Genomic DNA, 22984 nt, shown 5'->3' with positions numbered 1-22984 from the left:
TATCCCTTAACCGCGTGGAGTCGCGACGCTTGCGAGCTTGGGCGCGGGTTTTTCCGGCGCCACTTGCTCCAGGTTGCTGGCTTCAAGCGCTTGTCGTTGTTGGGCCAAGGCGGCGAGGGTTTCCTTGCTGGCCATCGGGATGGTTTCGGGTGCGACCGGCGAGCCTGGGCGTACACGCTGCAGGCCCTTGACGATCACGGTGTCGTCCTTGGTCAGGCCGCTGCGCACGATGCGCAAGCCTTCGATTTTCGGCCCCAGTTCCACCGCGCGATAAGCCGGCTTGTCGCCGTCCATCACCAGTACGAATTTCTTGCCCAGGTCGGTGCCGACGGCTTCGTCATTGATCAACACCGCCGAATAGGTGCCGCTGCCGACCAGCTTCAAGCGCGCATACAGGCCAGGGGTGTATTCGCCCTTGCTGTTGTCGAACACCGCACGGCCACGAATGGTGCCGGTGGCCGGGTTGACCTGGTTGTCGACGAAGTTCATCTGGCCCAGGTGCGGGTTGCCGGTTTCGTTGGACAGGCCCAGGTACACAGGGGTGGTTGCGCCGCGCCGGCCTTCACGGGCCAGTTCGGTGTACTTGAGGAACACGCGCTCATCGGCATCGAAGTAGGCATAGACCTTGTCGGTGGAGACCACACTGGTGAGCGCAGTGGTATCGGCGGTTACCAGGTTGCCGGCGGTGATTTCGGCACGGCTGACGCGGCCACTGATGGGCGAGGTCACGCGGGTGAAGCTCAGGTTCAGCTTGGCCAGGTCCAACTGCGCCTGGATCCCGGCCATCGCGGCACGGGCTTCCTGGGCGGCGGTGGTGCGCGAGTCGGCCAGTTCGGCGGAGATCGCATTGCTCTGGCGCAGGCGTTCGCCGCGTTGCGCTTCGTTTTCGCTGCGGGTGGCGGCGGCTTTGGTCTGAGCCAGTTGGGCCTCCAGGCGGCGTACTTCGGCCTGGAACGGGCGCGGGTCGATCTGGAACAGCAGGTCGCCTTTCTTGACCAAAGCGCCTTCAGTAAAAGCGACTTGGTCAATCTGGCCGGACACCCGAGGACGAATCTGCACGGTTTCCGGCGCTTCAAGGCGCCCGGTGAACTCGTCCCACTCGTTGACCGGCTGTTCCAGCACCTTGGCCACGCTGACCTTGGCAGGAGGCATGGCGGCCGCTTGTTCCGGGGACTTGCCGCATGCGCTCATCACCACCACGGCCAAGATCGCCAAGGGGAAGCGCAAAAGTTTGAGTGACTGTTCCATGAGGTGCATCCGCCAATGTATTTGAGATGGGCGGATCATGCGCGGGGAGGTGCTAGGTCACGAATCGAATGAAGCAAAGGTAACTATCATTCGGAATGATATAAGCGCGGAGTCAGCCCTCTAGCATGGGGGTTTTGTTAGGGAGCTATCAATGTGATTGATGACAAAAGACTGTTGCTGAGGGTGCAAGGAACTTTCCCAGCAATCCGTGGGAGCATCACGGCGCCTCAAACGCGTCGCCCAGAAAGTCGATCAAGGACCGCACCGACGGCATCAGCCCACGCCTGGAGGGGAACACGGCGGTGATCACGCCTTCAGCGGGTTGCCATTCAGGCAATACGGCAATCAAGCGGCCATCGGCCAGTTCGTCTTTCACGACTACCTGCGGCAGGTTGGCGATGCCCACGCCCGCCAGTGCTGCGTTTTTCAGGGTCGACATATCATCACTGACCAGGCGTGGCGTGTGCGCGACCTGGGCCGTCGCGCCGTCCGGCCCGGTCAGGTCCCACAGGTACGCAAGCAACGGGTTGCCCCAATGGATCGTCGCCAGCCCGGCAAGGTCAGCCGGTAGCGAGGGCAGGGGAGCGTCCTGCAGAAAAGTCGCGCTCGCCACCAGTACCTGAGGACTTTTAGCCAGTACCTTCATGACCAGCTCACTGCTTTCCAGCGGCGGGAAACACAGGTTCAAGGCCATGTCATAGCCTTCGCTGATGATGTCGACCTTGCGGTTGAAGCTTTTCACGTTCAGTTCGACGCTGGCGCATTGGGCCATGAATTGGGCAAGCATCGGCGCCACCCAGTAGTTGAGCAGCGCAGTGGTGCAACTCAAGCGGATCACGCCCCGCGGCTCTGATTTGTTGAAGGCAATCACATCTTCGGCCGACTCGGCTTCGGCAATCATCGCCACGCAATGGCGGTAATAGGCCTGGCCGATATCGGTGACCTGGAACTGGCGCGTCGAACGCTGTATCAGCCGCGCCCCCAGCCTGGCTTCAAGCTGGCTGACTCTGCGGCTCAAGGTCGATTTGGGCAGGTTCAGCGCACGGCCCGCCGCCGCAAAGCCGCCGTGCTCGACCACCTTGGCGTAGAGGAAGAGTTCGTTGAGGTCGAACATGGGCAGTGTTCCATTTTTGAGATGGCCAAGATTAATTCAACTTAGCCAGTATCGACGGCCATGTACACTCCGTTCAAATCAACGCAGTCACCGAGGGCACCACATGATCGACCGTTTGCGCTGGGCAACCCATCGTCTCACCAAGCGATTGTGGTTCAGAGCCTCCTTGTTCTCGCTTCTAGGGGTCGCTACGGCACTGCTTGCCGTTGTGTTCAAAGACTTCGTTCCCGAGTCCCTGCCCACGCGCATCGGTGCAGATGCGGTGGACAAGATTCTGGGCATCATTGCGTCCAGCATGCTGGCCGTCACGACCTTTTCGTTGAGCACGATGGTCACCGCGTACGGTGCCGCAAGTAGTGGTGTGACCCCGCGAGCCACCACTTTGGTGATGGAAGACACTACGACGCAAAACGCCCTCGCTACGTTTATTGGCTCATTTCTTTTCAGCCTGGTAGGCATCATTGCCCTGAGCACCGGCGCCTACGGCGCGCAGGGTCGCGTGCTGCTGTTCGCGGTGACCATCGCCGTGGTTGTACTGGTGGTCTACACCCTGCTGCGGTGGATCGACCATTTATCCAAGCTCGGCAGGGTAGGAGAAACCATCGACCGCGTCGAAAAAGCGGCCATGGCGGCCATCAGCCAACGCGCCCAATGGCCCTGCCTCGGCGCTGCAGCCTACCCGACCGATCACGCTCTGGCCCCCGGCGCAATGACCATCGAAAGTGAGCAGACGGGCTATGTGCAGCATATCGACGTGTTGGCCTTGGGCGCTATCGCGCAGCACGACTGCACGCATATTTACCTGGAGGTGGTGCCGGGAACCTTCGTACACGAAGGCATGCCACTGTTGCACGTGGTCAGCCTGGGCACCTGGCAAGACGATGGCACACAGGCCACCAGGGAAAAGATCTTGTCTACGCTGACCATCGGTAACCGTCGCACATTCGAACACGATCCCCGTTTCGGGCTCTGCGTCCTCTCTGAAATCGCTTCGCGCGCGTTGTCACCTGCCGTCAACGATCCAGGTACCGCTATTGATGTGATTGGTCGGGGAGTGAGAACGTTGACATGCTGGGGTAAGCCCGGCGGGTCTGGCCGGCAGACAGATCAGCAGTGTGAGCAGGTATTTGTTCGAGGGCTGAACGTCGATGATCTGTTTGAGGATTTCTTCGCCCCGATCAGCAGAGACGGTGCAGGTGTGTTCGAAGTGGATGCTCGCCTGTTGAAAGCCCTTATCAGCCTTGCCGAAATAAACCCTGTTCTGTTCAAAACGGCGTGCCTTAGGCAGGCGGACCAACTCATCACACGCGCGCATGCAACACTGACACTGCAGCATGAGAAGGAGCGACTAAGCGCCTTGGCCAAGGCGATAGGCGTGTAGGAGGCTATTGGGCCTGCAAGGGCCGTTTAGAGGCTATATGGATCCCCAAAATACCTGGCTTTGCATTGCTGTTGCCATTTCAGAGCTGGGCAGCGGCACTCAAGGTAGGGAATTAATGGCCTTTATGACCGCATCGGCGATGGTCTTTGTAATAAGCCGACGCTGACAGTTATCAATCGTCGGGCTCAGCCATGTGGGCAGGCTGTTCAGTACGGGCAAAATCGCCGTGAGCGCGCCCTCACGCAACGGCCCGCCGGGCTGATGGCCCTGCTGGCCGATCACCTTCATGAGTTGCGACTCATAGGCTCGCCTCAATCGCTCAACGCTCGCCTGCATCGGAGCGCCCAGGCAATTGGCGTCCATGACCGCTAACTTGAAGTGCCCGGTCATCTGTTCATGCAATTGAAGATGGCCTTCGATCAGTGTTGTCAGACGTTGTGCCGGCGTCAATCTACGGGTGTTGATCCGGTCGACGTGCGACAAGAGCGCCTGATATAGCTCTATCAGCCACTCATACAACATGGCTTCCTTGCTCTCTACATGGTGATAAATCGCTCCCGGGCTGATGCCAACATGCGCTGCCAATTCGCGCATGCTGACCTGGCTGAAACTACGCTCCTTGAACAGCTCCAGGGCTCTGCGCTGAAACTCCGAGCGGCTGAGCGCGAGAGCCGTCCTCATGTGTCGAGTGCCTGCTGCTTGGCAATTTCCTGGTTGCGCAGAATGAACCGCTGCAACTTACCACTGGGGGGCTTGGGCAGTTGCTCGACGAACTCGATTTCCCGTGGGTACGCATGCGCAGCCAGGCGCTGTCGGACATGCAGGCGCAAGACTTCTGCCAATTCGACACTGGGCAGGTACTCACGATTGAGCACGACAAACGCCTTGATCAGTTCGGTGCGTTGCGGGTCGGGCTTGCCGATCACCGCGGTTTCGACGACTGCCGGATGTTCAACGAGCGCGCTCTCCACATCGAAAGGCCCCACGCGGTAGCCGGACGTGGTGATCACATCGTCGTTACGGCCGACAAAGCTGATACTGGCGTCCTCATTGAGCTCCACGATATCGCCGCTCAAGTAGTAACGGCCCACAAACGCCTTGGTGGGCATGTGAAGGTAGCCATTGAACCAGCACAGGGGCGAGCGCTCGCGATCCACCGCCAGTACGCCCGGCTGGCCTGTCGGCAACTCCCTTTGCGCATCGTCCAGCACGACAATCCGGTACCCCGGCACCGCATAACCGGCAGAACCCTCGCGGACCCGATGGCGTAACCCATGGTGATTGCACAGCACCATGCCGATTTCGGTTTGGCCGTAATGATCGTGAATGACCACGCCGAGCTGTTCGGCGAACCAACGGATGACTTGTGGGTTGAGCGGTTCGCCAGCGCTGCTGACGACACGCAGTTGGCCACGTACGGCGTCGGCGAACTCGGCCCCGGCGTCAATCAGCAGGCGAAAGGCCGTAGGCGAGCCGGCCAGGTTGTTGATCCCGTACTTGGCGATAATCCGGCTGGTGCTTTGCGTGGTGAAAGGGCCGTCATGGAACAGCGTGGCCCGGCCGCACGCCAGTGGCCCGGTCACTGCGTAATACAAGCCATAGGCCCAGCCGGGGTCGGCGAGGTTCCAGAAACGGTCGTCTTCGCGCAGGTCGATTGAATCGCGCATATAACTTTTGAAGGCAAGGATGGCGCTCAAAGGCACCTCCAGCGGCTTGGCCGGCCCTGTGGTGCCCGAGGTGCACATCAGCAGGAACGACGCACGGGCGTCCAGCAGCTCAGGTGTGCAGTCGGGTTGTTGATGTTCCAGCACATCCCAAAACGCGTAGTCGCTGGGACGCCGTGAGGTGGCGTCGGTCACGATGACGTGGGGGCAGTCGAAGAGCTCGTCCAGCTTGGGACGATTGTGGGCGTCGGTCACGATCCAGCGCGCCTTGGAACAGTCCAGTCGCTGTTCAATGGCCTTGGGGCCGAACGCGGTAAAGAGTGGTTGGTAGACCGCCCCGATGCGCCAGGTTCCCAAGATGGCAATCACCAGTTCAACCGTGCGTGGCATCAGGCCGGCAACCCGATCCCCCGGCTGCACGCCATGGGCTCGCAGGAAGTTGCCGAAGCGCGCCGCGTGCGCCTGCAGTTCGCTGAAGGTGTGCTGCGTGGCGTGGCCATCGCGCGTTTCACAATACAACGCCACGCCATTGCCATGGGCATGCCGGTCGCAGCATTCAATGCAGGCATTCAAGGCGCCGGGTTCGCCGTGCAAGTCCCGGGCAGCCAGCTGTAGATAATCGAAGGATGAGACTGCTGAGTCGTAATCGCGCATAACGTACCTGGTTATTATTGTTGGAATATGTGCTTTGCCCACGCGGGCTGCGCGGCCACCTCTACCTCGGTCAAATGGGGTCAGCCTGCAAGGACGGCGTCGGCGCCGATAAGGCCAGGGAGTCAAAGGTTGTCGCCCCCGGCAGGGCTTGCCAGGCCGAGGGGCCAGCGGCGATTTCCTGAGCGCTCAGCAGGCAATTGTCGAGTGCGTGCTGCAGTGCCTGGGTGTCCAGGCCCTGGCCGATAAAGACCAGCTCTTGCCGGCAATCGCCGACAATGCTGTCCCACTTGGCCATGATGTTCTGCAACCGATATTCATCCAGCGGCCATTGCGCCTGCTCGATGAAGTTCCACCAGTGCGCGACGTAGTCCCACTGGAATTGCCTGCCGCTTTGCACCAGCAGGCCGGTTTCCAAGTGCCTGCTGGCGAGCCAGAAGTAACCTTTGCTGCGCAACAGTCGCCCGTTTCGCCAGGGCTGCTGGAGAAAATCGAGTAATCGCTGTGGGTGAAAAGGGGCACGCTCGCGGTACACCCAGGAGGTCACGCCATAGGTGTCCGATTCAGAGGCCGGTGCGTCGTCGGCCTGCATTTTTTTCATCCAGCCGGGCGAGGCCACAAGGCTGGGCAAATCAAACAGGTGAGTACCGAGGATGGCGGATAACTCCACGTTACCCTGAGTCATCGGTATGATCCGCGCGCTCGGGTTAAGGCCGGCGAGGATCGCATGCACGGCCTGGTAGCCGGGCTCGTCGATCAGGTCCAGTTTGTTGACGAGAATGACGTTGGCGTATTCCACTTGCTCGATCAGCAGGTCGGTCAGGTGGCGCGTGGGTGCGTCGTCGCGGTCCACGATGTCCGGCGATTCGAGCAATGCCTCAAAGCGACTGCCATCGACCACCGTCACCAAAGTATCGAGCCGCGCCAGTTCGCTTAGGCTGAAGCCCTGCGCGTCGAGGAAGGCGAACGTCTCGGCAACCGGCATCGGCTCGGAAATCCCCGTGGACTCGATCAGCAAGTGGTCGAAACGTTGCTGGCGTGCCAGGGCGCTGATCTGCTCGAGCAAATCGGCGCGCAGCGTGCAGCAGATGCAGCCATTGCTCATCTCGATCAACTCATCGCGGCCCCTGTGCAGCGCTACGTCGCGCCGCACCTGCTCGGCATCGATGTTGACCTCGCTCATATCATTGACGATGACCGCTACGCGCAGGCCGTCGCGATTGCGCAGGATATGGTTGAGGAGGGTGGTTTTGCCGGCGCCGAGGAAGCCGGAAAGCACCGTCACCGGCAGTCGGCCTGCCAAGGCACCGTCCATCATGCGTTCACCGTGCCATCGGCGTGGTCCAGGTAGCTTTCGAACAGGTCGACCACCACGAACCCCTCATCTGCTGCATCGCCCCAGAGATCTTTCACGCGAAACTCGACGTGGTAGGTCGGCTGATGCGCCGCGCTCAGATCGCCGTGGCCGATAGCGTCAGGGAAGGGCCACTTTTGCGCGGTGCGGTGCACAACCACGCCTTCTTTGCCGCGCACGTAGGCCGGCATGCGGGTATGCCCGGCCACATACTCGTTGCGCACCACCACCCGGTCGCCCACTTCAAAGGGCGGGCGGCCGCTGATCGCCGGGCGCCCGCTGGCATGCGCGGGGTTCGCCAGCTTGAAGTGCGAACCCAGGGCCTGGTCGAGTTCCGCCTGGGTGATCACACCGGTTTCGACCAACAGGGTGGCGGTCGCGATGACATAGCGTTCGTAGTATTGGGTGCCGACATGTTGGCGCACGTCGAGGCGCTCCACGGCATGGCGAACTTCGTCCACGCTGAACTTTTTCAAGTGATCGGCACCGACAAACATCAGGCTGTAGGCCAGGTGTTCCCAGTCCTGCTTGAACACGGGTTGGTAGCTCAGGCTGTTGATGGTGTGAGGGATTTTGCCAAAGCCTTGAAACCCACCGAGATCGTGAAAGCCATCCATTGTGAATACCTCTGAAAAATGCAAAAAACAAAGGGCACCGTTTACGCCACGTAAGGCAGCGCCACGCCGATAAGGACATCCTTGGTGATCAGTTTTCGCAGGGCCTCTTCATCCATGGATTCGCTGCCCTTGGGCCGTACAGGCAGCACCAGATAGCGGGTTTCGGCGCTGGTGTCCCATACCTTGACGATGACGTCGGCCGGCAGCTCGGTGCCCAGCTCCCGCAGGACGGTGCGCCCTTCGCGCACCAGTCGGGCGCGGAACTCGAAGCCCTTGTACCACTCCGGCGGCAAACCCAGGACAGGCCAGTTGGTGCAGGAGCACAGGCTGCACACAATCACGTTTTTCACGCTGGGCGTGTCTGGCAGCGCAACAATGTATTCACCCTGCGGGCCGGTATAGCCAAATTGGGCGCACGCCGCGGTGCCGTCTTTGAGCAGCAGTTCGCGAAACTGCGGGTCCACCCAGGCTCTGGCGACCACTTGAGCCCCGTTCTCCGGGCTCCATTGGTGTGCCATCAGCTGTGTCATGTGGTCGATGTAACCGTCGGGGATCAGATCCTTCTGTTTGAGCACTTGCAGTAGCGCTTGCGCGCGTTCTCCCGGTGTTGATGTGGTTGCTTCATGTGCGCTCATAAGTTGACTCCTCATCGTTGAGCTTCTGGGCAGCGCCTGGCGGCTTGTTCTTTTTGCGCTGCGCGGGATTACCGGCTAACAGTTTTTCCAGTCAACCGACGCCTCGAACGCTGCGCCAGCCTGGTAAATCGTGCCTTCGGCATAGTGCTTGCTGACCAGCATCATCCCGACAGGTAAACCGTCTACCAGACCACAGGGAATCGACATGGCCGGATGCCCGGTGATGTCCTGGGCAGAGGCATTGCCGATCATTTCCAGTGCACGGGCCACGTACTCGGTAATCGAGCAACCCGGCTGCGGGTGGGGTTGGGCGATGATCGGGACGGTGGGCATCACCAGCAGGTCATACCGCGCCAACGCGGCGTCATACCCGGCACGTGCCACGCGCCTGAGGTTTTGTGCCTTGGCGTAGAAACGTCCGTTGTAGCGTTCCAGACCGTATTGCCCGACGAACATGCACAGCTTGAGAGAGGCGGACAGGTCATTGGCCTGATCGCGCCATCCGGCTTGCTGGTCCAGCAACCCGAGGTCATACAGCCCTTGCCAGTTAAAACCGGCCCCATTGCCGTGCATCATCTGCATCATCAAGCCTTCACAGCCGATGGGGTGCCATAGCGAACCGGCAATGCTGTGCTCAGGCACCGACACCTCCTCGACCTGCGCGCCCAGCCGCGAAAACGCTGCAATGGCTTGACGTACGCAAGAGGCCACACGTGGGTCCTGGTTGGCCAGTTCAAAACCTTCGCGCAGGATGCCGATCCTCAGCCCGCTGACACCGCGTTCCAGGTAATCGCTGTAAGCGTCGACCTGCGGCGCGGCTTGTCGCGGATCGAGCCCATCGGCGCCGGCCATCACTTCCAGCATCAAGGCGTTGTCGCGCACGTTTGCGGTAATGGGGCCGGCGTGATCGATAGTCGCTTCGATGGCCATGATGCCGGTGTAGGGCACCAGTCCGTGGGTCGGCTTCATGCCGTAAGTGCCGCAGAAGGCGGAAGGGATGCGGATTGACCCGCCCTGGTCACCGCCAACTGCCAGGTCGACCTCGCCGGCGGCAACCAGTGCTGCGCTGCCGGAAGACGAGCCTCCCGAGGCAAAGCCCTGGCGAAAGGGGTTGTGCACCGGTGCAGGATCGGAGGTGTGGCTGCCGCCGGACAGGCAGTAGTGTTCGCACGTTGCCTTGCCGAGGATGGTCGCGCCGGCATCCAGCAAGCGCGTGACAACCGTGGCATCGAAGGCGGGAACGAAGCCTTCAAGCGGCTTGGCACCATTCATCATGGGGACACCAGCCAGTGAAATATTGTCCTTGAGGGCGACCGTTTTACCCGCCAGCTTGCCTTCGCGCGCACCGTTGACTTCGGTGCGGAAGTACCAGGCGTTGAGCGGGTTGTGTGCGGCCGAGGGACGATAGCCCGAGCTGCGTTCATAACGGACCGGCGGGATGAAGTCCGGCAGCTCGTCAACCAGGTCATATGCGTCGAAGCTTGCCTGCATAAGCGCCAGGTATTCATCGGCTTGCTTTGCACTGAGTTGCATGTGCAGGCTGCTCGAAATATCCAATAGCTGTTCAAGGGTGGGGCGAGCGATTGCCATGGTTGGGCTGTCCTTATCGTAAGTGGCCGAAGAGCACTGCGTGCTCAATATCAGCGAGCCTGGGGCTCAAGATAGTCCGCGCATCCAGCCGGCGGCTTGGTTGAGAAAGACATCGACTTGGTTGAGCCGGACACCCAGGCGCCAAGGGCGCGCGGTCGCAGTTTCTGGCGTTAAAAAATGTGCGCGTAGCGCAGGTTCATGCGGAAGTCTTCGCGGGTGCCGTTGTCCACCGAGAGGTCTTTGCCCAATTGCAGTTGCACCTGGTCGGTGGGGGTGACGAATTTGGTGGCGGTAAGGCGCACGTTGGTGGTGCCCAACTCGTTGTCCTGATTGACATGCTCGATGTTTGTCTCGCCTCCCCAGGTACGCCCCAAGCCGATACCAAAGGTGGTGGTGGCGTCCGGCATGTAACGCCCCATGATCTGCGCTGCGTAGGACACGTCCTGCTTCAGGCGGTCGGCATTGGCACCGTAATCGGTGTTGTCGCCATACCAGGTCGCGCCGCCGACCAGGTCCATCGCCCATTTCTCTGTGAAGTGCTTGACGTAGGCGCTCTGCAGTTCGAATTTCCAGCGGTTCTCCCCTAGGTTAAGCGCGTCGTCCTTGTCATACGTCCCCGAAGGCACATACACATAGGGGGCGATACTGAGGGTGTCGCGGGCTTCGTTGAACCGCCATTTCACCGGCGCGGTGAGGATCAAGTCGCCCACGCCTCGAGTACTGCCCAGTGCTGAGGCGTCACCTGCGCCGGAGACGTGCCCGAAAGGCAAGAGGAATTGCGGGTCGATAGTGACTGTGTCGCTGAGCGCATACACATGGAGCAGACGCAGGATGCCAACGTCGGAGGTCACCCTGAAGTCAGAGCTGACCTTGTGTCCGTTGGCGTAAGCCGAGTCCGTAGTGGCGTGCTGATAATAAATCGCACCGATAGTGGCGCCGACCGGATATTGCTCGTAATCGCCAGGCGCGACTTCACCCGCGTTGGCGTGGAGGGCGGGCAACAGGGTTGAGAGAGTCAGCAGGTGGATCTTGTTCATTGTTTATTCCTCGCACAGGGGACCGGGCCACCCGTGAAGGGTGGCAGGCGGTAGAAGCCGGGTTGTTAAACGCCGCGGGCGCTCAGGCTGTGGGCGGCAAGGCGTCGCGCAACATGCCGGTTTGCGAGTGACAGTTGATGTACTCGAAGACCTGGCTCTTGGCGTCGGACACGGACACCTCGTGGTACAGCCTCAACTTCTTCAAACCCGCGGCCACGCGAAAGAACGTCACGAAAATACGCAGGTGGGTAGGGTGGGATTCAGCCCAGCGTTCGAGTTTCTCCACCGAGCGCCAGTGACCGATGTTGTAGCTCAGGTCGAGAACATTGCCGTCCAGGTCAATATTGCGCACGAACCTGTTGCTGTAGCAGCCCAGCGGCTGACCGTTGTCACGCAGGAAGTCCATGCCGTCCTGCAACGTCGGTAAAATTTCGTCGAGGTAGAGGGAGCGCTCGTCTGCCTCGGCATCCGCCCAGTCCTGGCCTGAACGAATCAGTGTGAGGTTGTCGTGCCCCAGCACCACGACGCGTCCGCCCTTGGCGGGGTCGCCCGCGACCACTTGCAGCTCGCTCGTGGGCTTCATCCAGTCGGTCTGGGAGATCGGGAAACGGTCGCGCATCGAGCCCCAATAGCCGTGCTCTTCGATCTCGCCACTGGTGGCATCCATGACTGCGCCGACACCGGGCAGGTTTTCCTGGAAGGCGTATAGCGTCTCGAACTGCTCGGCGCGTGGCGCGGTGATTTCGCGGAAGTAACCCAGGCCTTCACGCAGGCGATCCGGTGAACTCCACCAGTCATTCACCTGGGGTGAGCGCAACCAGCGGCAATGGGCGGCAGGGTCTTTCCAGTACCCGACCACAATCAGATTATCAAAGCCGCTGCTGTCGGTGTGCTGGGTCAAATCGTAGTTCTGCGGGCCCTCTGCCAGGCTGAAACTGCCGACGATGTGGCGCATAGCCTGCAAGGCCGCCTCGCGCTGGGCATCTCCTTGATATTGCACGCCCAGATAAGCCATCACCACTTGTTGCAGTTGCTCATCGGCGCGCGCCACCCACATCGGGAACGGCGGTTGATACTCTTCGGGTACACGGCGGGACAGGGTACGTGGGCATTTCAGATGTGTGTCGATTGCAGATTCCATCTTGAGCTCCTCGTTATTTTCGTTCAGGCCTACGGGTGGGCGTCATCGCGTCGGCGGCAGGGGGCGCTTGGCGACCTGCCGTCGGTGCAGTAGCTGCATGGCCCCCCACTCAATCAACCAATAAGCCGACTCCTCAGGCGCGAGGTCGCGCCGTTGCAGAAGCCAGGAGGAATCAGCCAGTCGTGGTGCAGAGTGTCGATGCATGGCGTGCCTCATCAGCGGGGTATGAGCTGCTGCGAGGTGGAAATTAGGCCGGCAGAGAAGGCCGCGCTTTGTTAGGCGAGACAACCGCTTGGTTGGCAAAGACAGTCCTGCTACGGAGGTTCACCTGTGGTCTGCGCTGGTGCACACGGGCTGATGGCGTGATGTGATGTGCCCTTAAACGGGCATAGACGCGAGACCTGTGGCGAGGGAGCTTGCTCCCGTGACGGCCTGACAGCCGCCTCCCTCTATCTGACACCCGTCGGTGCAAATGTGGAAGCTGGCTTGCCACTGCATTTGGCGTGTTAATTGCTTCGATGGCTGACAATCGGCCGCACGTTACAACTTCTCGAGCGCCTATTGCATCGTTGTCGAGGTCAGCGTCATGAACCCGAACACTCAGTATTCGACCCTTGCCGTCCCTGCAACACGTCGGTTTGATTATTGGAAAGAAGTGGTCTGTCGTCATTGCCTGGCGGCCGATAGCAAACCCTTGTCCCAGAGCCGCTTTGATGGCTCGCTCACCCTTAATACAGTCGGCGCGCTGGACATCTGTACGCTGTCTTCGCCGCTGCATTACTGGGAGCGTTCCGAGCAGCACCTGCGCAGCGGTCCGGCCGAAGATTTATGGTTGGGTTTCGCTCGAAAGGGCCATGGGCAAATCGAACAAGGCTCAAGAAAAGCCAACCTGGCGACGGGCAACTTGTTTCTTTATGACGCAACCCAGGCGTTTCGCTTCAGCCTGGGTGGTACCGAAAACCACTTGATCCGTATTCCCAGAGCGTTGCTCACCGAACGCCTGCCGCGTATTGCCGAGTACACCGCGATGGTCCTCGACGACCGGCGCCCAGGCGTCGTGCCCTTGCGTGAAATGCTGCACCAGGCCGCGAGCACGCCTGCGTCGCTGCAGGATGAGCGCATCTCGAATCGTTACTCAAGTGCTGTGCTTGATCTGCTTGTAATCAGCCTGGAACTCCAGGACCTGAAAACCAGCCATCAGGAAATGGACCTCTACGGCCGCATCATGCAGTACATCCAACGCCACCTGACCGAGCCGGACCTGTCGATTGAAGCCATCGCCAAAGCCCACAATGTGTCTACCCGCACCGTTACACGGGCCTTCGCACGCTACCAGAAAACCCCCGTTGCAGAGATCTGGAAAGAGCGCCTGAATGCCAGCCGAGAAGCAATCGAGCGTGGCCAGGTACGCAGTGTGTCCGAAGCGGCGCTGGACTTTGGGTTTTCTGATTTCTCGCATTTCAGCCATGCGTTTCGCAAGGCGTTTGGCGTGGCACCGAATACGCTTTTACGCCGCGATTGAATTGCAAGAAGGAGCGCTTGTGCCGGGTAGCGAGCCTCTGAAAAGCCAGGAATGAAAGAGGCTATCCGGATCCCCGCAAAGCATTTTGATTGGGCTCCAGGACAATGTTTTCAGGTTGATAACGCTTTTGTTTGCCCTCATTCGCATCGAGTGTGCGATTGATCGCCAATGGCGATTTCCGAAGGACTCCAGTCTGGCAGGCGCTGGTACTCAGTGTTTTTCTCTCGCAGGGATCGTTTTTGTGGTTTGGCCGAGATTCTTGAGCTTATCGGTCAGCATCATTCGTTCAGTGCAGCACCGAGTGCAGCCAGCGCTACGGCATTGCGATTCGATATAGCGGGACGAGGTTGCTTCGGCGTGATCGCCAACGTGAGCGCCCCTTCTACGGCAGCTGTAACCGCGTGCGCCTGAGTGCCAGTGGGTGGTTGCACGGGTGTCTTTCCTCCAGCAAAAGCCACTATTTGGGCGATATCCTCTGCTCAAAGGCTGGCATAATGCCTTGCTTTTACCGCAAGGACGCATGGACGCCATGTTAAAACCAGCCTACCTTCTTTTGTTTTTCTTCACCCTCGCGGGCTGTCAAAGCCTGCTTCGACCTGCTGATTACGATTCCCTCCACGTTGGTTTTCGCTGCATGGGCCTTGCCGGTATAGAGCCCTTCAACCGAGACAACTTGCGTTATATCGAACGCTTCGCCGGTTACGGCAACGCCACCTGCATGGCCATGCTGGGCAAGCTGTATCAGGAAGGCGGGCACGGCGTCGATCAGGATTTTCGCAAGGCCCGTGCCTTGTTCGTAGAGTCCGCCAAGATTAAACCGGCCACCAATGTGCTGTTGGGTCAGATGGCCGAACGCGGCGAGGGTGAGCCCGTGGACTATGCCAAGGCGCGCCAGTTCTATCGCCTGTCTGGCAACAATGCCGTGCTGGCGCTGGGGCGTTTAATGGAGGAAGGCAAGGGTGGCCCGCAGGATTTGCCTGGCGCCTTGGCACTCTATCTGGGCGCAATCCGTTACTGTGGCGACGAAGAGTGGCAAGCCATGAATCGTCTGCGTCTGGCAGGACAACCGCTGACTGAAGACCAAATGAAACGTTATCAGCAAATCTGGCTGACGAGTTTTCTCAAACTGCAGACTCGGCGGCTGGCTGTCCGGGAAGTGTTTGAAGCGGTCAATGCCACGGGCGAGAAGAAGAGCGTGCGGCTGTCCTATCGCTTCACGTCAGACAGCGGTACGCCGAAAGTAACGATGCTCACAGGTTCGGGCGACGCGAATGTCGACGCATGGGTCATGAAGGCCGCGTCGCAAATCACAATGGGCAACGCCGCGCCGCTGACCGACAGTTCGGGCGTGCGGGAGATCGTGGCGCCGCTGGTCTTCGTGCCTCAAGACACCCAGCGCATGATGGGGTTGTGCGGGAGAAAGCCCTGCGGTTGACGGGTTTCTCGCGATTTGTAGCGCTCATGAATATCTGCACGCTGAGAGTCCAACATGGAGAAGGCCAGGACGCGGTCAACTGCTTCCAAGAGGTCTCGGTGCACCGCGTCGTCGAATGGAGTGGATGAGTTTCCCAGGGATGAGAAGGGGCAGAAATGATCAGCTAAACAGCCTGCCACATGGTCCCTATAAACTTTCGGGATCGCCAAAAAACATTTTGACTGGGCTCTAGAACAGTAGTTTCAGATTGAAAAACTCGAATTATGCCCCCAGTTATGCCACCAATTGCTCCGAGTGTCCGAGCGATCTCGAATGGCGATTTCTGACGCGGACCTAGGTGGCCGTGGCTGGTATTCAGTGCGCCTCCGTATACTGGATGATCAACCCGAATCCGGCAAATCCTTGGTGGTTCGATGAGTCGATATGCGAACTACTTAGCCCGCCGAGATGAGACATATGGTGTGACGTCTCTGTCTTCTACCGCCTGAAGCTCGAAGTACTGCCCTTTGGCTTTCAGCGCATGGATGATGCGACATTGGGCGTAAGCGGTGCCGTATGAGGTGCTCGGGCCTTGGATGTTGAGTACCAATTCCCCTCCGTAGCTTCGCTCGTACCTCAATTCTCTCAAGGCTCCCGCCGCTTCACCATTTGCCTCGGCGATCTCGATCACCAATTCCCTTAAGGCCGATTGGTCGGTGTCTGGTAGCTCAGCGGAAAACTTGACCTGGCGTTGGCTTTGAAAGCCTCCGCCACTGGCCGAGCCTATTCGGTTAAATGTGATGTGGGCGAGCAGGACTACTTCCATGGTTTGAACCTTCTATGTGAGTCTTACTTCTTTGTCGTAGGGGGCAGCGTCAAGGCCGAGTGCCCCCCTGGGTTCTTTCTAATTCGCACCCAGCAATGATTTACCGATTGCGTTGTAGCGGTGCGATGAGAAGGCCCCAAAGCGTCTCGGCACCGCCTTCTTGGGAAAGCTTCTGGTCTTGCCGAGTGTGGAACGCCATGCCGAAGGTCTTCAGGTACATGGATTGGTCGTCCGTATTTACGGTGAGCGCCTCGTTGTAAGAGCCGCCGCCAAACGAGTCTCCATGGCTGTAGTAGATACCGGCGCCCATCTGGCCGCCGGTGAACACTGCCGCTTTTGCAACGTCGTGGCCGTCCTTGTAGATATTCGCAGAAAAGCGATTTGCATCTACCCGACGGAACACCCCTTCATACCCTGAGTTGCGCGCTTGGAGCTCCAGCAGCGAGTTCTCAAAATAGCGGGCGATGTACTCGAAGCTGTCGAGCAAGAAGCGGTCTTTGTCCAGCTGGGTGAAGCTCTTAGTCATTCGAAGGTTACTCGACCTAGGGCCAGCCGGGGCGATAAGGGAGGGCGCTGAACCTCCATTGAAATCGTTGCGTTCGGCTCGCGGAGCAGTGTTCGGTTGGCCACGGCTGCGTCGCTCAGCGGCCTTCCGAACCTCCTTCGCAACCTGTAAGAATGCTTCGTCCCGATCAGGCCAAAGGGTCACTGGCTTACCATCTTGGGGCGTACCAAGCAGCTTGCCGAAGGGGGCATGATGCCAATCGCATGGGCGAAGAATCACAGGAATGACAGTCGCTTCTTTAGCGGCATGGCGCTCCATCGCGCGAGCCATCTCGATGTTGTAGCAATAGTCGGAAGCGATGAAATCCGGGCTTACCAGCAACAGGATAATTTCGTCGCTGTTGATGTGATCATCAATGGCAGCATCGATCTCTTGGCCTGCTCCGATTCTGCGGTCGTGCCAAGTCTCAATGACGCCTTGGCGCTTGAGCATCGAAAGCTGCTTTTCCAACTGGTCGCGCAGCGCCTCGTCAGCATGGCAATAAGAAAAGAACACGTTCGGCAAAAGGGTCACTCCTACTCGGATAGGTGCGATGTCGATCTTACGGGCAGCTTGGCTGCGAAGTACAGCCGTGGTCTGGCTTGACTGCTGATTGGATGCCCTTCAGTTGAACCAGTCAGCCAAAAAACAACGGTGCTCGAGTCGTGACATGGTGGTAGATCATTTGGGCTCGCTCGTAATGAATGATGTGCTTGCCGTGAGGCGTTGGCCACACGAACTGACGGATCTCAAGTGGCGCAAATGTAAAGGAAGGTGGAAGGCCTAGGCGTCTCTTAACCGCGCCGTCAGCACTGTTGCATTGCTCGCAGATGATGACGGGAGCAAATGTGGTGATCCGATGAGGTTCTCCAAGAAGCGGTTTTCGTACGTAAAGGTCGGTTCCATGGTCATGGTGAGTATGGAGACCTACAGCCCAGCCTTCTCGCCTATGCGATTTGTTCGGGTAAAGCATCGTCCAACGTAGCAATTGGTATCGTGTCCGTTCGCAGCACGGGCATCGCCAATGATCATCAAGCTTCGCCCATAGCTGGTGGCAATGGGCGCCATCAAAGCTCAGATATTCCTCCCAGCTAGGAATGCGCCGGAGCAGATTGCTATTCAGCGTTTTCTCTCTGTTAGCATTCTTGATTTTGGTACCCTCGCAGGCCAAACAGTAGCCATTGGCCGAAAACTCGGGCTTACAGGGACAGAGGTTTTTGGTCATCAGAGCGTCTCAGTCTGTCGTTGGGTTAACCCCGTGATGAACGCGCGCCAGGCATTTGTGCCGGAGTTACTGGCAGCCACCATCATTTGTAGCTGCTAACGGTATGCGGGTCTCTGAGGGGCTCATCTGTCCACGCAAGGCCAATGCAGAACTTCAGGGTCAAGGAGGCGTAGCTGATCACTGCATGTACTCCTCCTGCACTCACGTCATCAACTGCTCGGTATCACCATACAAGCAGATCACCAATCATCGCCCCCAACGCAGCCCTACAGGCAGTCAGCAAGCTACCTCCTACGTTGATGAAGAACGTGTGCACTTCCCGCGACCTTCCAATGAGGTGAAAGGATCGAAACGTCACCCTAAGCGTGAAGATGCTGACGATAGCGAATGCTATGAGCAGGTACACGTAGTAAGCCATGAGCTCGGGGGGCAGTAGCGCGGTCACCAAAACGCTCACCTCTTCTGGTGAGGTGGTCAGGAGTGGCAGTGACCCGATGAAGAACGCATAAATCACCCTCCCTCGATGCCCGCTGCCAGAATCCAAACTTGTTCTAGGTTTTCAGCAGCAAACGCATGTACCCCATTTGAATCGTATTTGCATTAATTGGAATGCGTGAGGCGTCAGTACCTGGACAGCCGCTTCAGTCCTTCAAGCATTTGCTCCAGGTAGCTTTGCGACCCAAGTGCGAACCCTGCTGCCAGCAGCGGGGCCCTGTACTCTTCGGCCGCATATTCGTGAGCGAAGCGGTTGATGGTCTCTGAATGCCAGGAAAGCCGGCCCAATGCGATTCTCTTGAAATCGTGGTTTTTCACCGCATCCGCGAGCGATTCTTCACTGACTCCGCGTTGCTCGCAGAAGAACAGGAAACTGAAAAACTCAAACCGTTCGTAAAGCAGCCCGTGATCCTGCAGACCTGCGAAGTCAGGCGCCCACCGAGGCGCAAGACGGTCATGGAGTCGGTTGCACAAGGGGGTAAGAGCTCTACTTTGGTCTTCGAAGCTCCTCCATAATTCAAGCAGGCCATTGGCTCCCTCAACGTAGAACGGTGATAGATCAACTCCCACAGGGAAAGGCATTTCGCGCCGGTTGATAAGGGTCGTGTTAAACAGCTCGTTTAGCTCGCTCAGGCGATTGGCCCGTACAAGTCCCATGCCATACGCATAGGTAACAAGTGCTATCGGGTAACTCTTCAATGCAAGTCCAGCTACCCAGCCTGACTGCTCGACCTGAGACGCAGCGTGCAGGCCCTTGATCGCATCCAAAACGATCGAATGCTCAACACCTGCACCCCATCGCCCTAACACTGCACAAAGGCGTGCTAGTGGCTCGATGGCCGCTTCGTATATCTCAACCAGATCGGTAAAGTCCTTGGACGTGCTGCCCTGAGGTCGTTCTGTGAATAGAGGAGCCAGATGGCTGATCGCTTGATGAGCCTGGCTTGTCACTAAATCATCGAGCTGAATCCTGTGTTCGGGTCTGGCCATAAAGCGTTTGGCCATAGCGAGAGTCAGCTCGATGCCGGCTGGGTTCTGCAGGCGGGATTGCTGGATGGTTTCCAGTTTGAGGTTCAGCCCATCGAAGAAGGTGTCGGCATCCAGGCCCGTCACGACGTTGGCGCGCCGCTGAGTGATGAGCTCTTGGCCACGCTCGCTCAATTTTCCTCGCGAAAGCCAGTAGGTCGGGTAGCGACGGGAGGGCGCCCTCAAAAACGCCGCCCTCAGCGCATGATCCCACTCACCTGACCAGCCCGCGACGATCAGCCCAAACTCATCGATGATGCGGTCAAGCAACGTATTGAACGCTGGCGGATACTTGCCCAGCTCCCCATCGGTATTGAGGATCCTGGCATCCTTGTAATCACCATGGATCTTCAGGATGTAGCAGGACGCATGAGTGAGTGGCTCCGCTCCTCCGAGGGTGTCTTCTGAGCTGACGACAGTTGGCTCAACGCCGACATCGCGCAGTGCATTTTCCATGAGTCGGTCGAAGTTCGTCGTGATGATCACGCGCACATAACCCGCTTTGACCATCGCAGCGATCGCTCGATGTGCTGGGGTAGGCAGTTTAAGGCCATCCTCTAACTCGTCTTCGCTAGGTTCCAGAAAACCTTGAATGATCGCTCGCCGTTCAGTCTGGGTTGTCGCCAGGCGTTCGAGCAACGTGGAGTAATTGGGCTGCTCTCCTGTTTGACCTACGTACCACGCGAGCCAATCTTCCTGTTCGCCGGCACCAGACGCTATGCCCCATCGTTTCACCAGCTCCATGGTGATTTCCCAGCCGGTCGGTATTCCCGCCGAGCGTGATACCCCCGAGCCAAGAAGCACTGCGTAGACGCCTTTGTTTTCAAACATTGAAAACGCGATTTGAGCTGTTGAATCACTGATGGCAGCAGTCATGCACATTCCTAGATTTCAGCGGGGAGGTGAGGTTTCTGCGCGAGCATCGGCTTATCTAAGAGTAGTCAGATCCGTGTCGGTTGGTGGCAGCGACGGTGGCTGGTGACGACTTGCTGCATCTCCAGCCAATCGACCTATTTGCGGTGCAAGATAAGCCCATGATTGTCGGCGCTGATGCGATTTTGACCCAGGTTGCTGATTTTGACTGACCCACACGCAGCCTCCGAAATCACCCGCAAGGTAATCATTTCTTGAGTACTCGGGTGGGTCAATGAATTCCGGTAGCCTGCGTCAAAATCGCATCAGCGCCAACAACTTATGGAATCTTGATACCCAACGCATTCAGCGATGCCGTATCCATCCGGCCATTCACGGTCAGCCCGCTGTCCATCTGAAAAGCCATCAACGCACCACGTGTCGCCTTGCCCATCACACCATCAATGGTGCCTTGGTAATACTGGCGCACCATCAGTGCGGTCTGCACACGGGTGACCAGGTTGCTTTTCTGCTCATTGGTCGCGCGGTTCTTTGAAGTGCTCGAACTTATCCCGCTGGTAGTGCCAGACGACTGATAAAGGCTGTTGCTGCTTGAGGTGCTGCTCGAAGAGCTCGGCGCGCTGTAGCTTCGGGTACTGGCAGCGGGTGGTCTGTAGTAGCGAGGTGCGCTATAGCCACCCGAGCCGCTGTAGTGAGAACTATGCGAGCTGTGGGACCGGTGTGAACTGTGCGAGCGATGTGCCGCATAGATGTTGACGGTGTCTGACGCATTGAGCGTATCGGCAAATACCGGGGGCTGTAGCTTGTCGTTGGGTTGCCAGTTCGCATCGGCGAGCGACAGATGGCCCGCCTGTGCCAGGGTGGTACCTGCCATTGGCAGCAAGCTGATCCCACTGATCAGGACTTTCCAGCGGTCGAGCAATTTCACTGTGCGCTCCCTGCATAGGCGCTAAAGGCCTCGGTCGATAGTAGTTGTACGCCGCGGCTCTGCCAGCGGTCGGTTTGGGATTTGAAGAAGCCAGAGCAATGTTTGACGGCAGCGCATTGTTGGCAGGTATCGATGAACAGATTCTTCCAGTCCGAGATGCTCTGGCGGGCGAAACGCGAGAGGTGGGCCGGGATCAGGCACAGGGGCAAGTTGTAGATCGAAACCGGCACTCCGCGGTTAAAAAGGAAATACACGGCCTGGCTCAACGACTCTTGATAGTCCAGCGGGTCAACCCATAGTTCTTCGTAGTTCTTCCTGGCGAGGCCGGTACTTTCGATACCCATTAGCGCAACATGCCGCACGAAGGGCAAGTTCCTGAACACGTAGTGGGCGAGCTCGGGCAAGCGTGGCGTGGTCAGGCGATTGAGCACCACGCGTATCTCGATGATCTGGTTGGCCCGCGCCAGGTTGTAAAGACCTTGCAGGGTTTCGCTGAACGCGCCTGGAGCCTGCACCACATGGTCATGGTCTTCGGCATTGTCAGCATACAGCGGGATGCCCCAGCTCAACTGAGGGTGGCCGATGGCAGAGAGCGCTGCGATCCAGCTCGGGTCTTGGAACAGACGCCCGTTGCTGAGCACATGAATAGATTTCTGCGGCAAAACGGCTCTGCACTTGGCCAGGATTTCGAGCAGACCGTCGCGATAAAGCGTTGGTTCTCCGCCGCTGATTCCCAGATTTTCCTCGCCCGGGTCCATCAGGTCGATCAGCCGTAGGTTCTCCTCGATGTGCCAACGGTCATCGATATCTTTGGGCGGCTGCGAGCACATCAGACAGAGGCTGTTGCAACGATCGGTCATGAACAGCAGCTTGCTGTCTGAGCTTCGTCGATAGAGCACTCGCACCATCGCGTTGCCTGGTGTGATGGCAATGACATCGCCGGGCTGCACGACATTCGCATCTTTAGGGGTGTGCAGGTGTGGCCGCGCGCTGTCGAAGTCGCCGATCAATGGCTCCGGGATCAGGAATCCACCCACTGGCAATGAGAGCAGATGCGGGCTCCGTAGCCGTTGTTCGTTTGGCAGCAAAAGCACCGGGTCACCGAACTCAGCGCTTCCGGCACAAACAGCCAGGCCTTGTTCGATGAACTCATCCAGAGTGATGACCTTGAGCAGTTTCGGTTCATTCAGGTGATGGATTTCGAAGTGGGTATCTTTGCGCAGCATCGCCATCAGCCCCTGTAACCCGGGAACCGGACATCGTTGTAAGAGCGCCTGTTCAACCAAGACAGCAGCACCCTCTGCACGTTGTCGTCGCCATCGCAAAGTAGGCCGAAAAGATGCTTCAGCAGCCCCATGTTCTTCTTGCAGAAGCTGCTGAACACTCGGTGTCCGATCGGGTCCCCGACTACTGACGGTCGCAGTCCAAAAGGAGATGGATGCTGGTTTTCAAAAAAACATCTTTTGGGATCTGGTTGGAAATCGGGAAGAACCTGGCAGGCTCAGAATTGAGCAGCCTGGTTTGTCCTGGAGCTGGTTGCTCATGACACCCAGCAATAGTCTCAAGCGTGAGGTTCGAAGGTCTCTATGGAAGCAGGGCGTGCTCACCTATCAGAGCTACCTTAGCGGTCTGATGTGTAGGGAGATGTGCTTATCGAACCATATCTTGAGCAGTGTCGTTATTAAGCAAGCTCCCTAAC

The 22984-nt window shown here is 58.5% G+C and carries 18 protein-coding genes and 1 pseudogene; 3 read left to right on the top strand and 16 right to left on the bottom strand.

Annotated elements, in window-relative coordinates; translation table 11 throughout:
* Positions 1-6 precede the first annotated feature (6 nt).
* Positions 7-1248: a multidrug efflux RND transporter periplasmic adaptor subunit MexE gene (gene mexE / locus AC1RAC_RS03685; RefSeq protein WP_038452140.1), complete on the bottom strand. Its 1242-nt coding sequence runs from the start codon at positions 1246-1248 to the stop codon at positions 7-9.
* A 217-nt stretch (positions 1249-1465) separates the two neighbouring features.
* The gene (locus tag AC1RAC_RS03680; RefSeq protein WP_054895919.1) at positions 1466-2362 is read right to left on the bottom strand and encodes a LysR substrate-binding domain-containing protein; all 897 of its coding nucleotides are present in this window, start codon (positions 2360-2362) and stop codon (positions 1466-1468) included.
* A 103-nt stretch (positions 2363-2465) separates the two neighbouring features.
* Here AC1RAC_RS03680 and AC1RAC_RS03675 point away from each other — a divergent pair, with 103 nt between their 5' ends.
* Positions 2466-3743 carry a DUF2254 domain-containing protein gene (locus AC1RAC_RS03675; RefSeq protein WP_089041617.1) on the top strand — a complete coding sequence of 426 codons (1278 nt, stop codon included), beginning with the start codon at positions 2466-2468 and terminating at the stop codon, positions 3741-3743.
* 99 nt (positions 3744-3842) lie between these two features.
* Here AC1RAC_RS03675 and AC1RAC_RS03670 read toward each other — a convergent pair whose 3' ends face one another.
* From AC1RAC_RS03670 to oxdA, 8 genes are all read right to left on the bottom strand, one after another.
* Positions 3843-4424, bottom strand: a complete 582-nt coding sequence (locus tag AC1RAC_RS03670) for a TetR/AcrR family transcriptional regulator (protein ID WP_034127369.1) — start codon at positions 4422-4424, stop codon at positions 3843-3845.
* Positions 4421-6061 (bottom strand): AMP-binding protein, encoded by a 1641-nt coding sequence (locus tag AC1RAC_RS03665; RefSeq protein WP_492616265.1) that lies wholly within the window; start codon positions 6059-6061, stop codon positions 4421-4423. Before AC1RAC_RS03665 ends, AC1RAC_RS03670 begins: the two co-directional genes overlap by 4 nt.
* Before the next feature lie 70 nt (positions 6062-6131).
* On the bottom strand, positions 6132-7376 hold the full coding sequence (locus tag AC1RAC_RS03660) for a GTP-binding protein (RefSeq protein WP_259037857.1): 1245 nt from the start codon (positions 7374-7376) through the stop codon (positions 6132-6134).
* On the bottom strand, positions 7373-8029 hold the full coding sequence (nthB, locus tag AC1RAC_RS03655) for a nitrile hydratase subunit beta (RefSeq protein WP_096144579.1): 657 nt from the start codon (positions 8027-8029) through the stop codon (positions 7373-7375). The genes AC1RAC_RS03660 and nthB overlap by 4 nt, the downstream gene beginning before the upstream one ends.
* A gap of 41 nt (positions 8030-8070) precedes the next feature.
* Complete coding sequence (gene nthA / locus AC1RAC_RS03650; protein ID WP_054895913.1) at positions 8071-8664, bottom strand: nitrile hydratase subunit alpha; 594 nt, start codon at positions 8662-8664, stop codon at positions 8071-8073.
* A gap of 75 nt (positions 8665-8739) precedes the next feature.
* Positions 8740-10254: an amidase gene (locus tag AC1RAC_RS03645; RefSeq protein ID WP_034127374.1), complete on the bottom strand. Its 1515-nt coding sequence runs from the start codon at positions 10252-10254 to the stop codon at positions 8740-8742.
* 170 nt (positions 10255-10424) lie between these two features.
* Complete coding sequence (locus tag AC1RAC_RS03640) at positions 10425-11291, bottom strand: transporter (protein ID WP_054895911.1); 867 nt, start codon at positions 11289-11291, stop codon at positions 10425-10427.
* An 82-nt stretch (positions 11292-11373) separates the two neighbouring features.
* Positions 11374-12432 carry an aliphatic aldoxime dehydratase gene (oxdA, locus tag AC1RAC_RS03635; protein WP_054895910.1) on the bottom strand — a complete coding sequence of 353 codons (1059 nt, stop codon included), beginning with the start codon at positions 12430-12432 and terminating at the stop codon, positions 11374-11376.
* A 586-nt stretch (positions 12433-13018) separates the two neighbouring features.
* Between oxdA and AC1RAC_RS03630 the strand changes: the two genes are divergently transcribed.
* Together AC1RAC_RS03630 and AC1RAC_RS03625 are read left to right on the top strand one after the other, a co-directional pair.
* A complete protein-coding gene (locus AC1RAC_RS03630) occupies positions 13019-13954 on the top strand; it encodes an AraC-like ligand-binding domain-containing protein (protein ID WP_003191111.1) in 936 nt (311 codons plus the stop codon).
* Positions 13955-14483: 529 nt separating this feature from the next.
* Complete coding sequence (locus tag AC1RAC_RS03625; protein ID WP_169918805.1) at positions 14484-15389, top strand: tetratricopeptide repeat protein; 906 nt, start codon at positions 14484-14486, stop codon at positions 15387-15389.
* A gap of 430 nt (positions 15390-15819) precedes the next feature.
* On the opposite strand, the gene AC1RAC_RS03620 is transcribed toward AC1RAC_RS03625, so the two are convergent.
* From AC1RAC_RS03620 to AC1RAC_RS03595, 6 genes and pseudogenes are all read right to left on the bottom strand, one after another.
* Positions 15820-16194, bottom strand: coding sequence for a hypothetical protein (locus tag AC1RAC_RS03620; protein WP_110175973.1), 375 nt, complete (start codon positions 16192-16194; stop codon positions 15820-15822).
* 100 nt (positions 16195-16294) lie between these two features.
* A complete protein-coding gene (locus AC1RAC_RS03615) occupies positions 16295-17263 on the bottom strand; it encodes a toll/interleukin-1 receptor domain-containing protein (protein ID WP_110175972.1) in 969 nt (322 codons plus the stop codon).
* 1321 nt (positions 17264-18584) lie between these two features.
* Positions 18585-20360: an SIR2 family protein gene (locus AC1RAC_RS03610; RefSeq protein WP_492616264.1), complete on the bottom strand. Its 1776-nt coding sequence runs from the start codon at positions 20358-20360 to the stop codon at positions 18585-18587.
* 316 nt (positions 20361-20676) lie between these two features.
* Complete coding sequence (gene hxsA, locus AC1RAC_RS03605) at positions 20677-21285, bottom strand: His-Xaa-Ser repeat protein HxsA (RefSeq protein ID WP_492616263.1); 609 nt, start codon at positions 21283-21285, stop codon at positions 20677-20679.
* The gene (gene hxsC, locus AC1RAC_RS03600) at positions 21282-22517 is read right to left on the bottom strand and encodes a His-Xaa-Ser system radical SAM maturase HxsC (protein ID WP_492616323.1); all 1236 of its coding nucleotides are present in this window, start codon (positions 22515-22517) and stop codon (positions 21282-21284) included. The genes hxsA and hxsC overlap by 4 nt, the downstream gene beginning before the upstream one ends.
* A pseudogene (locus AC1RAC_RS03595) lies at positions 22517-22687 on the bottom strand (His-Xaa-Ser system radical SAM maturase HxsB); the annotation flags it as partial. The pseudogene AC1RAC_RS03595 and the gene hxsC, both read right to left, overlap by 1 nt.
* Positions 22688-22984 lie beyond the last annotated feature (297 nt).

The sequence above is a fragment of the Pseudomonas sp. GW823-FHT02F05 genome, from assembly GCF_058797315.1.
Note: the sequence above shows the minus strand (reverse complement) of the source record. Positions and strands in the feature narration are given on the sequence as shown.